General features: G+C 68.9%; 9 protein-coding genes. 5 read left to right on the top strand and 4 right to left on the bottom strand.

What is annotated here, in order from left to right; translation table 11 throughout:
* Positions 1-7 precede the first annotated feature (7 nt).
* Entirely contained in the window at positions 8-811 is an 804-nt protein-coding gene (locus DMC61_RS13550) for an alpha/beta fold hydrolase (RefSeq protein ID WP_125689582.1), read from the top strand.
* 46 nt (positions 812-857) lie between these two features.
* Here the strand turns inward: DMC61_RS13550 and DMC61_RS13545 are convergent, their stop codons facing one another.
* The gene (locus tag DMC61_RS13545; RefSeq protein WP_125689581.1) at positions 858-2,195 is read right to left on the bottom strand and encodes an aspartate aminotransferase family protein; all 1,338 of its coding nucleotides are present in this window, start codon (positions 2,193-2,195) and stop codon (positions 858-860) included.
* 87 nt (positions 2,196-2,282) lie between these two features.
* On the opposite strand from DMC61_RS13545, the gene DMC61_RS13540 reads away from it, so the two are divergent.
* Positions 2,283-3,179, top strand: coding sequence for a LysR family transcriptional regulator (locus DMC61_RS13540; protein ID WP_125689580.1), 897 nt, complete (start codon positions 2,283-2,285; stop codon positions 3,177-3,179).
* Here the strand turns inward: DMC61_RS13540 and DMC61_RS13535 are convergent.
* Positions 3,100-4,326, bottom strand: coding sequence for an MFS transporter (locus tag DMC61_RS13535; RefSeq protein ID WP_125689579.1), 1,227 nt, complete (start codon positions 4,324-4,326; stop codon positions 3,100-3,102). The genes DMC61_RS13540 and DMC61_RS13535 overlap by 80 nt on opposite strands.
* Before the next feature lie 63 nt (positions 4,327-4,389).
* Between DMC61_RS13535 and DMC61_RS13530 the strand changes: the two genes are divergently transcribed.
* Together DMC61_RS13530 and DMC61_RS13525 are read left to right on the top strand one after the other, a co-directional pair.
* Entirely contained in the window at positions 4,390-4,761 is a 372-nt protein-coding gene (locus tag DMC61_RS13530) for a MerR family transcriptional regulator (protein WP_016336707.1), read from the top strand.
* A gap of 89 nt (positions 4,762-4,850) precedes the next feature.
* Positions 4,851-5,990 (top strand): Gfo/Idh/MocA family protein, encoded by a 1,140-nt coding sequence (locus tag DMC61_RS13525; RefSeq protein WP_125689578.1) that lies wholly within the window; start codon positions 4,851-4,853, stop codon positions 5,988-5,990.
* Here the strand turns inward: DMC61_RS13525 and DMC61_RS13520 are convergent.
* Both DMC61_RS13520 and DMC61_RS13515 read right to left on the bottom strand, forming a co-directional pair.
* Complete coding sequence (locus DMC61_RS13520; protein WP_125689577.1) at positions 5,987-6,730, bottom strand: GAF and ANTAR domain-containing protein; 744 nt, start codon at positions 6,728-6,730, stop codon at positions 5,987-5,989. The genes DMC61_RS13525 and DMC61_RS13520 overlap by 4 nt on opposite strands.
* A 59-nt stretch (positions 6,731-6,789) precedes the next feature.
* Entirely contained in the window at positions 6,790-8,679 is a 1,890-nt protein-coding gene (locus DMC61_RS13515; protein ID WP_125689576.1) for a translation factor GTPase family protein, read from the bottom strand.
* Between the two features lie 259 nt (positions 8,680-8,938).
* On the opposite strand from DMC61_RS13515, the gene DMC61_RS13510 reads away from it, so the two are divergent.
* Positions 8,939-12,505: a discoidin domain-containing protein gene (locus DMC61_RS13510; protein WP_125689575.1), complete on the top strand. Its 3,567-nt coding sequence runs from the start codon at positions 8,939-8,941 to the stop codon at positions 12,503-12,505.
* The last annotated feature ends 66 nt before the right edge of the window (positions 12,506-12,571 follow it).

Genomic DNA, 12,571 nt, shown 5'->3' with positions numbered 1-12,571 from the left:
TGGGGGCGTGGCTCGTTCCCCCATCGGCGACATCCTCGACGTGAACGGTGCCGCCGTCCATGTGCGTCAGGACGGCGCCGGGCCGCCGGTGCTGTTGCTGCACGGGTATTGCGGGTCGGTGCACTGGTTCGACCGGCTCACCCTCGGCCTGTCCGCGGCGCATCACGTGATCCGGGTGGATCTGCTGGGGCACGGATGCACCGGTGGTTCGTCCGGGCTCGACGCGGCGTCGCAGGCGCGCATGGTGGCCGGTGTCCTCGATGCGCTGGGCGTCGAGGATGTCTTGGTCGCCGGTCACTCCTTCGGGGCGGATGTCGCCTTGGCACTGGCCGAGATCTCGCCGAGGGTGGGTTCTTTGGTGGTGATCGGGCAGGCGCCGGACTACAGCTACGCGTCCTTTCCGCCGGGAAGCCCGGTTCTGCTGCCGATGGTCAGCGCGCTCGTGCGGCGCATCGCGCATCGGCGGTGGATCCGGTCCGTCTCGCGGTTCCGCCGGTCGGGCTGGTTCGGCGACCCCTTGCAGGACCTGGCCGATCACGCGGTCACCGCGCCCGCGATGGCGCGCGTGGTACTCGTGGACCGCGCGCGACTGCTTGCATTTCGTCCTCTGGATGCGCAAGTGGCGGCCCTGGGGTTGCCGTGCCTGGTGATTCTCGGGCGCCGGGACCGTTTTTACGACTGTGACAAGACTTTCGCGCGGTATTCGGCGGTCGGGGCCCGGGTGGAGGTCGTGGAGGGTGCCGGGCACTCGCCGTTCTTGGAGCGGCCGGGTGAGGTCGTTCGGTTGCTTCGGGAGTTCAGGGGGTCGTGAGTGGCGTTTCGGGTTAGAACCCGAAACGCCACTCACGAGGCTTGCCTCACGACCAGCGCGCGCTTGCGTCCCCGATCGCCTTGTCCAGCACCTCAAGTCCCTCCGCCAGCTCGTCTTCGGTGGCCGTCAACGGGGGAGCGATCCGGAAGACCCCGCCCATCCCCGGCAACTGCACGATGTTCATGTGCAGCCCCAGTTCGAGGCAGCGTCGCGTGACCAGCGCGCCCAGTTCGTCGGAACTCCGTTTCGTGACACGGTCCGCGACGAGTTCGACGCCGACCAGCAGCCCACGCCCGCGGATGTCGCCGACGACGGGGTGACGGGCGGCGATGTCGTCGAGGCCGCGGCGGAGGAAGGCGCCCAGTTCGGTGGCGCGTTCGTCGAGGCGGTCGCGGGTCAGGACGTCGAGCACGGTGTTCCCGACGGCCGCCACCAGCGGGTCGGCGACGTGCGTGGTGAAGAACAGATAGCCGCGGTCGTGCGCTTCCTGCTCGATTTCCGCGCTCGTGATCACCGCCGCCAGCGGGAGACCGGCGCCCAGCGTCTTGGACAGCGTGAGGATGTCGGGGACGACGCCGTCGCGTTCGAAGGCGTACCAGTTTCCCGTGCGGCACAAGCCGGTCTGCGCCTCGTCGAGGATCAGCAGCATCCCGCGTTCACGGCATTTCTCCTGCAGGGCGGCGAAATAGCCCACCGGAGGCTCGATGATCCCGCCCGAGCTGAGGATCGGTTCGACGATGCACGCCGCGAGGCTGCCGACGGACTGGGCGTCGATCATCTCGAATCCGAAGTCCAGCTGGCGTTTCCAGTCCAGTTCCCCGTCCGGGCCGACGAAATCCGGCCGATACGAGTTCGGCGAGGGAATGGCGAAGTTGCCGGGCGCGGTCGGGCCGTAACCCTTGCGGCCCGCGCTGTAGGTCGCGTTCGCCGCCGCTTGCGTCATCCCGTGCCACGACCGGGCGAACGACACGATCTCGTGCTTCCCGGTCACCAGTTTCGCCATCCGGATCGCGGCCTCGTTCGACTCCGCGCCGGTGGTCAGCAGCAGCGCCTTCTCCAGCGGCGAGGGCAGGGTCTCCGCCAGCCGTCGCGCGAGGTCGACGACGGGGCGGCTCAGCATCCCGCTGAACAGATGGTCCAGCGAGCCGATCTGCCGCCGCACGGTCTCGACGATCTCCGGATGCGAATGCCCGAGGATCGCGCTCATCTGCCCGGACGTGAAGTCGAGGATCCGCCGCCCAGACTCGGTGAACAGGTAGCTCCCGGCGGCGTGGTCGATGATCTCGCGGGTGAAATCGCCGGCCCCGGCGTAGCGCACGAGGTGCCGGTCGGCGTCGGCCCAGAAACGGTCGGTGGTGGACAGGTCGGTGAGGGGAGCAGCCATGTTCCGACGGTAAGCCGGTGCCGAGCGACACGTCCAGCTCACAATTCCGGCTATCCTGTTCGGCTGATCCGTACAACAATGGGTGCCATGCTCAACCCGTGGAGGCTCAGCCTGCTGAGCAGGCTCGACACGCTCGGCACCGTCCGCGCGGTCGCGAAGGCGGCCAACCTGAGCGCGTCGAGCGTGTCCCAGCAGCTCGCGGTCCTGGAGGCCGAGACCCGCACGCAACTGCTGGAACGCACCGGCCGCCGCGTCCGGCTGACCCCGGCAGGGCGCATGCTGGCCCGCCGCGCGCGAGCGATCCTCGACCACATGGACACCGTCGAGGCCGAGTTGCGCGGTCTCGGCGAGGGGCCCGCGGGGCACGTCCGCCTCGGCGCCTTCCAGAGCGCGATCCACACCATCGCCGTCCCCGCGGTGAACCGGCTGGCCCGGTCGCATCCGAGCCTCCAGATCGAACTGCTCGAACTCGAACCGCACGTCAGCATGCCCGCGCTCCGGGTCGGCGACGCCGACGTCATCATCACGACCACGGACTTCGTCGAGCAGCCGCTCGGGCCGGACATCGACCTGGTGCCGCTCGCGACCGATCCGATCGTGCTCGTCGTCCCGCCCGGTCATCCGGCCGCGGGCCGGGGGCCCGCCGACCTCGCCGCCTACGCGAGCGAGCCCTGGGCGTTCGACATCCCGCAGTCCTACATGGCGAACCTCGCCACCCGGCTCTGCCGCGAAGCCGGTTTCGAGCCGCGCGTGATCGCCCGGTTCAGCAACTACATGATGACCTTGCAGCACGTCGAGGCCGGGCTTTCGATCGCGCTCCTGCCCGGCCTCGCCGTCGACAAGCGTTACCGCGTCGCCACCCGCGAGCTCGCGACGCCGGTCGATCGCTCCATCGCCGCGGCGATCAGGCGCGGGTCCGCGCCTCGCGCCGCGGTCGACCTGGTTCTCGAGGCGATCCGGAGCCATCCGGAACTGCCGCTGTGAACCCGTGCCTTCGCGCCACCAGCACCACGGCCAACGTCGGCACGAGCAGCACCAGGACACTCCAGGGGAACGACTCGGCACCGAAACCGTCGAGGAGGACGCCACCGGCGATCCCGCCGCCCGCCATCGCCGCGTTCCACAGGGTGACCAGCATGGCCTGCGCGATGTCCGCCGCGCCGCCCCTGTCGCCCGCCCGCGCGGCGGCGGTCTGCAGCAGTGTCGGGATGCCACCCCAGCCGAGCCCCCACAGCGTCACCGCGAGGTAGACCAGAGCCGGATTTTCGCCCAGTAGAGCCAAAATGGTCGCCCCGAGCGCCACGAGCACGGTGCCCGCGACGGTCAGTGCCCGCAGCCGCCGGTCGATGTGGACGCCGACAAGCCAGATGCTGACCATCGAAGCCAGCCCGAACACCAGCAGGATCCGATCGACCGAGCCGCCCATCGACACGTGTTCGAGGAAGGTGGCGATGTAGGTGTAGAGGATGTTGTGCGCCAGCACGAAGGTCAGCGTCACGAACAGCACCGCGGCGACGCCGGGCACGGCGAGGGTCTTGCGCACCGGGAGCCTGCCGCTCTTGTCCTGCCCGGGGAAATCGGGGACGCCCACCGCGATCCAGCCCAGCAGGCCGAGCGCGAGCACCGACATCAGGGAGAACGTCATCTGCCAACCGAAGACACCGCCCAGGAACGTGCCGGCGGGGATGCCAAGCGAGAGCGCGAGCGGGATACCGGTCATCACGATGGCGATCGCCTTGCCCTGCACCGGCTCCGGCGCCAGCCGCCGGGCGTAACCGGCCAGCAGCGCCCACACCACGCCCGCCGCGATCCCGGCGACGAACCGCGCGCCGAGGGTCAGGGGATAGTTCGTGGACAGCGCCGTGACCGTGTTGGCGACGGCGAACCCGGCCACTCCGGCCAGGAGCAAGCGTTTGCGCCGCCAGCCCGCGGTCGCGGCGGAAAGCGGGATCGCGGTCAGTGCGGTGCCGATCGCGTACACCGTCACCAACTGCCCGGTCGCCGCTTCGCCGACGCCGAGCCCGGCGCTCATCGCGGGCAGCACACCGGCGGGCAATGCCTCGGTCAGGACGGTGACGAACGCCGCCGTGGTCAGCGCGAGCAGCGCGCCGAGCGGGAGTTTCGAAGTCATGGCCGTATGCTCGAACCATCACATAGATGTGAAGGTCAAGTCGGCCGGGGTGAGGTGGCGCACATGCGGATCGGGGAGCTGGCGGAGCGGACGGGGACGTCGCGCCGTCTGCTGCGGTACTACGAAGAGCAGGGTCTCATCGTCTCGGAGCGGCTGGCCAACGGCTACCGCGACTACGCCGAGCCTTCGGTCGACCGGGTCATCCAGGTCCGCGGCCTGCTCGACGCCGGGCTGCCGACCAGGATCATCAAGCAGATCCTGCCGTGCCTGGACAAACCCCGGCAGATCTACTTCCCGGACGCGACCGCGGAGATGCTCGAAACCCTGGAGGCCGAGCGGGACCGGATGACCCGGCGGGCCGAATGCCTGCTCCGCAACCGGGACGCCATCACCGAATATCTCGACGCGGTCCGCGCCTACGATCCCGCTTCCTGAACCGGAAGGGACTTTCCTCGCATCGGTCTTGACAGGCTGAGAAAGCGCTTTCAGGATGTGGGCAGGAAAGCGCTTTCAAAGGAGAACGGATGACCACGCGGAAACTCGGCGTCGTGATGAACGGCGTCACCGGGCGGATGGGCTATCGGCAGCACCTGGTGCGCTCGGTCCTGGCGATCAGGGAGGCCGGCGGGGTCGAGCTGGCCGACGGTTCGCGGGTCCAGCTGGAGCCGGTCCTGGTGGGGCGCAACGCGGACAAGCTCGAAGAGATCGCCACCCGGCACGGGCTGACCCGCTGGACCACCGACCTCGACGCCGCGCTCGGCGACGAAGACCTCCCGCTCTACTTCGACGCGCAGCTGACCGCGGTGCGCGAGAAGTCGATCGTCCGCGCCATCGACGCGGGCAAGCACATCTACACCGAGAAGCCGGTGGCCGAGTCGGTCGAAGGCGCGCTCGCGCTGGCGAAGCACGCCGAGACGGCCGGGGTCAAGAACGGTGTCGTCCACGACAAGCTGTACCTGCCCGGCCTGCTCAAGCTGAAGCGCCTGATCGACAGCGGCTTCTTCGGCGAGATCCTTTCCGTGCGCGGCGAGTTCGGTTACTGGGTGTTCGAGGGCGACTGGCAGGCCGCACAGCGCCCCAGCTGGAACTACCGCGCCGAAGACGGCGGCGGCATCGTCGTCGACATGTTCTGCCACTGGAACTACGTGCTGGAGAACCTCTTCGGCGCCGTCAACGCCGTGACCGCGAAGGCCGTCACCCACATCCCGGAGCGCGTCGACGAGAAGGGCGACCGGTACGCGGCCACGGCCGACGACTCCGCGTACGCGATCTTCGAGCTCGAAGGCGGGGTCATCGCCCAGCTCAACTCGTCCTGGTGCGTGCGGGTGCACCGCGACGAACTGGTGGAGTTCCAGGTCGACGGCACCAAGGGCAGCGCGGTCGCCGGTCTGCACAAATGCGTCATCCAGCCGAGGGAGGCCACGCCGAAGCCGGTGTGGAACCCGGACCTGGCGGAGACGCAGTCCTATCGGTCGCAGTGGCAGGAAGTGCCGGACAACGAGGACTTCGGCAACGGTTTCCGCGCCCAGTGGGAGCAGTTCATCCGCCACGTCGTGGACGACGCCCCGCACCCCTACGACTTCATGGCGGGGGTGCGCGGCATCAGGCTCGCGGAAGCCGGTCTCGAGTCCTCACGCGAGGGCCGCCGGATCTCGCTGGGCTAGTGCCCGAAAACCGCCCTCGGGTCCTCGGCGATCAGCACCGAGATCTCCCGGATCTTGCGGTTCGTGTGCTGTGACGCCTCGGTGAGCCAGCGAAAGGCCTCGTCGGCGTTCAGCTCCAGACGTGCCATCACGATTCCCTTCGCGGTGGCGATGGCGTCCCTGGTCTCCAGCGCGGCGACCAGGGTCTCCGCCTGCCGTTCGGCGGCGGCCCAGCGTGACGCGGTGAGGATGATCGCCGAGATCGCCGAGGTGAACATCGCGACCAGGGCCGCCTCCACCGGATCGAAGGCGTTCTCCTGGAAGCTCCAGATGTTGAGCGCGCCGGACAGCGGCTCGGTCTCACGCCGCTGGAAGTGGGACTCGTCCGGGACGAACAACGGGCAGGACAGCGAGGTCCGCACGCCGAGCTGGTCGGCGGTCGCGGTGAAGTCCGGCCAGCGGGCGGCCGCGTCGGCGTCCAGCAGGGTCCGGACGATCGTGCCGCTTTCGGCGGCCTTCAGGCACGGTCCCTCGTCCGCGCTGTACTGCGCCTTGTCCAGGGGGAGCAGGGATTCGTCGGTGGCGGCGACGGTACTCGGTTCGCCGTCGGAGTACAGCGTGACCGTGGCCGCGTCCGCTCCGGGGAGCAGACCCACCACCTTCTTCGCCACCCGTTCCAGCAACTCGTCGCGGGGCTCGTCGAGCCGCATCGACTCCGTGAGTTCCCGCAACGCCGAAGCGGTGTCGCGAAACTGATCCATCGTGGCCCTTTCCCTCGGACGGCGGATTTCGCCGTCCACCAAGAACGTACTCGTTCCGGCTAGCCGGGCATTGGCCGATTCGGGCTAACCCGGGGCCGGTAACCCGCCGGTTCGGTGGTCATCAGGCCTTCACCGTGGGTGAGCCCGGGCAGGTGCTGCTCGAACCGGGCGACCTCGCCGAGCGGGAGCAGGCCCGTCAGCTCGGCCCGGTCGCCGCGCACCGCCGAGCCGGTGACGGTCCCGCCGCCTTCGACCAGCCGGGAAAGCGTCGCGGTCACGGAGCCGGCGGGCAGTTCCACCTCGATCCGGCTGACCGGTTCGAGTACCTCGGTCCCCGCGTCCCGCAGCGCCTCTGCCAGCACGAACGGGGTGACCTTGCGGAAATCGCCCGCCGCGCTGACCGGGCTGAAGTAACCGGTATGGGTGACGGTCACCACGCAATCGATCACCTCCCTGCCGGTCGGGCCGCGCCGCAGTGTCGCGTCGACCGTCTCCTCGATGGCCTTGTGGAAGGCGAGCGGGAGGGAGCCGAGTTCGACGTCGAGGCCGAAGGTCAGGCCCGACCCCGGGGCACCGGGGCCGACCCGCAGGCCGACCGTGGCGAAGTACGGATTCCGCTTCTCCGTGATGAACCACACCGAATGTCCCGTGCCGATCGGCCGTTCGACGCAGACCGGCCGGGTGAGGCTGAAGCCGACGTCGAGGCCGTGCTCAGCGGCGAGCGTCTCCGCGATGATCTCCTTCTGCACTTCGCCGTAGAGCCGCACCGAGATCCGGCGGGTCTCGTCGTCCTGCCGGACGGTGATCAGCGGATCCTGCTCCGCCAGCTCCTGCAGGGCGGTGAACACCGAGGCCGTCTCGGCGGGTTCGGCCGGGATGACCACGGTTTCCAAGGCGGGCGGCGGAAACTGCGTGGACGCGCGCTCGTCTTCGGGGACGCCGACGAGGTCGCCGATCCGGATCTCCTTGAGCCCGGTGACCTTGGCGATCTGCCCGGCCCGCGCGCGGCCCTCGACGGTCTCGTCGCCGAGTTCGAAGACGCGCACCGCGCTCACCTTCGCCTCCGCCGTGAACGTCCCGCCCGGGCGGTGGAACCGGACGTGGTCCCGTGCGCCGAGCTCGCCGGAGAACACGCGGACATAAGCGATCTTCTCGTGTGCGCGGCCACGTTCGATCTTGAACACCGCGGCACGCAACCGGTCGTCCGGCGCTGCTTTTCCAGCCCCGCCAAGGAATTCGCGGATACCCGAAGTCAGCTCGGCGATCCCTTCGCCGCTGCGCGCGGAGCCGAAGAAGACGGGGGAGACCACGCCGAGCCGGGTCTGGCGGACGATCTCGTCCTGGTAGTCCTCGACCGTCAAAGTGTCTTCGAGATACGCGGTGAGGAAGGCGTCGCTGTGCTCGGCGAGCTGCTCGGCCTGCCCGGACGACGGCGAGAGCGGCCGGACCTTCGCGGTCGCCGTACCGATGCCGTCGACTTCGGACATCGGCACGCAGGCGACACCGAGGCGTTCGGCGAGGTCGGCGAGGAGGCCTTCGTGGCGGGCGCCCGCCCGGTCGATCTTGTTGACGAAGATCAGCACGGGGATCCGCAGCCGCTTGAGCGCGCGCATGAGCACCCGGGTCTGTGCCTGCACGCCCTCGACGGCGGACACGACGAGGACGACCCCGTCGAGCACCCGCAGCGCGCGTTCGACCTCGGCGATGAAGTCCGGGTGGCCGGGGGTGTCGATCAGGTTGACGCGCAGGTCGCCGACGCGGAAGGCCACGACGGCCGAGCGGATGGTGATGCCGCGACGGCGTTCCAGGTCCATCGTGTCGGTGCGGGTGTCCCCGGCGTCGACGCGGCCGAGGGTGCCGATGGCACCGGTGTGATGGAGCAGGCGCTCCGTCAGGCTCGTCTTACCGGCGTCGACATGGGCGAGGATTCCGAGGTTCAGGTACTCCATGGATGAACGGCTCCAGGGCTGTCGAAAGGTCCATACGGCTCGGGGACTCGACAGCTCGGCGCACGCCGTTCTCCTTCTTTCCGGGAAAGCACCTGGTCGGGCCGGACGTTAGCAGCGGGTTTCCGGCCGGTCACGCGATTTAGCGCCGGCCGTTGACTTGCGGCGGCCCATGGGCTGTAATTCTTGAACATTTCAGCGCAAGAACATGACAAGAGTCAGGAAGATTCCGCTCAGTCCCCTCCCGGAACAGAGGAATGTCATGAGAACGAGGCGCCTTCTGACGTACGCCGCCCTATCCCTTCTTCTGGCCCCACCGGCCGTGGCCGCCAGCGAAGCCACGACGGCTTTCGCGACTCCTGCCGCCGCCGAAGCGGCCGATGCGACGTACACCGCCAGCAGCCAGCTGCCCGGCTACGCCGTTTCCAACGTCGGCGACGGGAACCAGGCCACCTACTGGGAAAGCACGAACAACCAGTTCCCGCAATGGATCCAGGCCGACCTCGGCGCGACCACGGATATCGCCCGGCTCGTGCTCAAACTGCCCTCCGGCTGGGAAGCCCGCACCCAGACGTTCTCCGTGCAGGGCAGCGGGAACGGCGCGAGCTTCAGCGATCTCGTCCCGTCGGCGGGCCACCGGTTCGATCCGGCGACGGGTAACACCGTCACCCTCGACGTCACCGGGAACACCCGGTTCGTGCGGCTGAACATCACCGCCAACACCGGCTGGCCCGCCGCCCAGCTCTCGGAGTTCGCGGTGCACGGCCCGGCGGGCGGCGATACGCAACCGCCGTCCGCGCCCGGGAACCTCGCCTACACCGAGCCCGCGAGCGGCAAGATCCGGCTGACGTGGTCGGCTTCGACCGACAACACCGGCGTCGCGGGGTACGACGTCTACGCCAACGGTCAGCCGCGCGGCAGTGTCGCCGGAGACGTCCTGACCTACACCGACGACCAGCCGGAGAGCGCGACGGTCGCGTATTCCGTGCGGGCCCGCGACGCGGCGGGCAACCAGTCGCCGAGCAGCGGCACGGTGACCAGGACGGGGACGCGCGCCGGCACGAATCTCGCGCTGGGCAAGCCGATCACGGCGTCTTCGGTGCAGCATTCCTACGTCGCGGCCAACGCCAATGACGACTCCGTGACCACGTATTGGGAGGGCGCGGCGTATCCGAACCTGCTGACCGTGGCGCTCGGGTCCAACGCCGACCTCGATCGTGTCGTGGTCAAGCTCAACCCCGATCCCGCTTGGGCACAGCGGACGCAGACGATCGCGGTCGAAGGGCGTGACCAGGGCGCGGGCGCGTTCACCACGCTGGTGCCCGCGCAGACGTACACCTTCACCCCGTCGAGCGGCAACACCGTGACGATCCCGGTGAGTGGCCGCGCCGCCGACGTCCGGCTGCGGATCACCGCCAACTCCGGCGCACCCGGCGGCCAGGCCGCGGAGTTCCAGGTCTTCGGTGTGCCCGCCCCGAATCCCGACCTCACGGTTTCGGGTGTTTCGTGGTCGCCGGAAAACCCGGTGGAGACCGACGCGATCACCGTGTCGGCGACCATCCGCAACGCCGGGACCGCGGCGTCGGGCGCGACGAACGTGAACCTCTACCTGGGCACGGCGAAGGTCGGCACGGCACCGGTCGGCGCGCTGGCCGCGGGAGCTTCGGCGACGGTCTCGGCGAACATCGGCGCCCGGGAAGCGGGCAGTCACCAGATCACCGCGAAGGTCGACGAGGCCAACGCCGTCGTCGAACGGGACGAGGCCAACAACTCCTACACCGGTGCGACGGCGCTCGTCGTCAGCCCGGTCCAGAGCTCCGATCTCGTCGCGGCCACCGCCTGGTCGCCGAACAACCCGACGGCGGGCGGCACCGTGACCTTCTCCGCGACGGTGCGCAACCAGGGCACGATCGCCTCGGCGGGTGGGGCCCACGGCGTCACGGTGACGATCACCGACCAGAACGGCGCCGTCGTCAAGACGCTCAGCGGCTCGTACTCCGGCGCGATCGCCGCCGGGGCCACCGCGCCGCCGGTGAACGTCGGCACCTGGACCGCCGGGAACGGGCGGTACACGGTCAAGACCGTCGTCGCGAACGACGCCAACGAGTTGCCCCTGAAGCAGGGCAACAACACGAGCACGCAAGCGCTGTTCGTCGGCAGGGGCGCGAACATGCCCTACGACATGTACGAGGCCGAAGACGGCGTGGTCGCCGGCGGCGCGTCCGTGATCGGCCCGAACCGGAAGATCGGCGATCTCGCGGGGGAGGCGTCGGGCCGCAAGGCGGTGACGCTGAACTCGACCGGGGCGTCGGTCGAATTCACCACCCGCGCGGCTACGAACACCCTGGTGACCCGGTTCTCGATGCCGGACGCCGCGGGTGGCGGCGGGCAGAACTCGACGCTGAACGTCTACGTCGACGGCACGTTCCTGAAAGCCATCGACCTGACTTCGCGTCACGCGTGGCTTTACGGTCCCGAAGCCTCTCCGCAGAACTCTCCGGGAGCCGGTCCCGCTCGGCACATCTACGACGAGGCCAGCCTGCTGCTCGGCACGACCGTGCCCGCCGGGCACAAGATCAAGCTGCAGAAGGACGCCGGCAACGGCTTGAACTACGCGATCGACTTCGTGAACTTCGAGCTGGCCACGGCGGCCGCGAATCCCGATCCGGCGCGCTACGCCGTCCCGGCCGGGTTCACCCAGCAGGATGTGCAGGCCGCGCTGGACAAGGTCCGCCAGGATCCGAACCTCACCGGCGTCTTCCTTCCGCCGGGGCAGTACCCGATGACGAGCAAGGTCACCGTGTACGGCAAGCCGATCACGGTGCTCGGCGCCGGGCCGTGGTTCACGAGGTTCACCGCGCCCGCCTGGCAGGAGAACACCGACATCGGGTTCGACGCGCAGGCGAGCGCCAGTGGTTCGACGTTCCGCGGATTCGCCGTGTTCGGGAACTACACGTCCCGGATCGACGGTCCGGGCAAGGTCTTCAACTTCACGAACGTCACGAACATGACCATCGACGACATCTGGGTGGAGCACCAGATGTGCCTGCTGTGGGCGACCAATGTGGACAACACGACGGTGAAGAACTCGCGGATCCGCGACATGTTCGCCGACGGGGTCAACTTCACCAACGGCAGCACGGGAAACCGCGTCACCGATAACGAAGCCCGCTCGACCGGCGACGACAGTTTCGCGCTGTTCGCCGCCACGGACCTCAACGCGGGCAACCAGTACGACAACGTGTTCGAGAACCTGACCGTGCTGCTTCCTTGGCGCGCGGCCGGTCTGGCGGTGTACGGGGGGTACGGCAACACCTTCCGGAACCTGTATATCGCGGACACGTTGACGTACTCGGGGATCACGATCAGCTCGCTCGACTTCGGCTATCCGTTCCTCGGGTTCGGCCCGCAGCCGACGACCGTCCAGAACGTCTCACTGGTCCGCACCGGTGGTCATTTCTGGGGGCAGCAGACGTTCCCCGCGATCTGGATGTTCTCCGCCTCCAAGGAGTTCCGCGGTATCCGGGTGTCCGATGTGGACATCCAGAGCCCGACCTACAGCGGCATCATGTTCCAGACCAAGTACACCGGGAACCGCCCGGAGAACCCGGTCGAGGACACGGTGCTGACGAACGTGTCGATCACCGGCGCGCACCGCAGCGGTGACGAGTTCGACGCGAAGTCGGGGATCGGGATCTGGGTCAACGAACTACCGGAACCGGGCCAGGGCCCGGCCGTCGGCTCGGCGACGTTCACCGGGCTCACCCTGAGCGACAACGCCGAGGACATCCGGAACACGACGAGCACGTTCACCATCAACCGGAATTGAGCGCGTGAAGGCCCCCTTCCCTCGGCTCAGTCGAGGGAAGGGGGCCTTCACGCGCCACCGCCGGAT

Source organism: Amycolatopsis sp. WAC 04169, assembly GCF_003947535.1.
Taxonomy (GTDB): domain Bacteria; phylum Actinomycetota; class Actinomycetes; order Mycobacteriales; family Pseudonocardiaceae; genus Amycolatopsis; species Amycolatopsis keratiniphila.
Note: the sequence above shows the minus strand (reverse complement) of the source record. Positions and strands in the feature narration are given on the sequence as shown.

Coding starts and splice junctions, on each gene's coding strand:
- DMC61_RS13545 (WP_125689581.1), bottom strand. CDS start 2,195: ATGGCTGCTCCCCTCACCGACCTGTCCACCACCGACCGTTTCTGGGCC.
- DMC61_RS13540 (WP_125689580.1), top strand. CDS start 2,283: ATGCTCAACCCGTGGAGGCTCAGCCTGCTGAGCAGGCTCGACACGCTC.
- DMC61_RS13535 (WP_125689579.1), bottom strand. CDS start 4,326: ATGACTTCGAAACTCCCGCTCGGCGCGCTGCTCGCGCTGACCACGGCG.
- DMC61_RS13530 (WP_016336707.1), top strand. CDS start 4,390: ATGCGGATCGGGGAGCTGGCGGAGCGGACGGGGACGTCGCGCCGTCTG.
- DMC61_RS13525 (WP_125689578.1), top strand. CDS start 4,851: ATGACCACGCGGAAACTCGGCGTCGTGATGAACGGCGTCACCGGGCGG.
- DMC61_RS13520 (WP_125689577.1), bottom strand. CDS start 6,730: ATGGATCAGTTTCGCGACACCGCTTCGGCGTTGCGGGAACTCACGGAG.
- DMC61_RS13515 (WP_125689576.1), bottom strand. CDS start 8,679: ATGGAGTACCTGAACCTCGGAATCCTCGCCCATGTCGACGCCGGTAAG.
- DMC61_RS13510 (WP_125689575.1), top strand. CDS start 8,939: ATGAGAACGAGGCGCCTTCTGACGTACGCCGCCCTATCCCTTCTTCTG.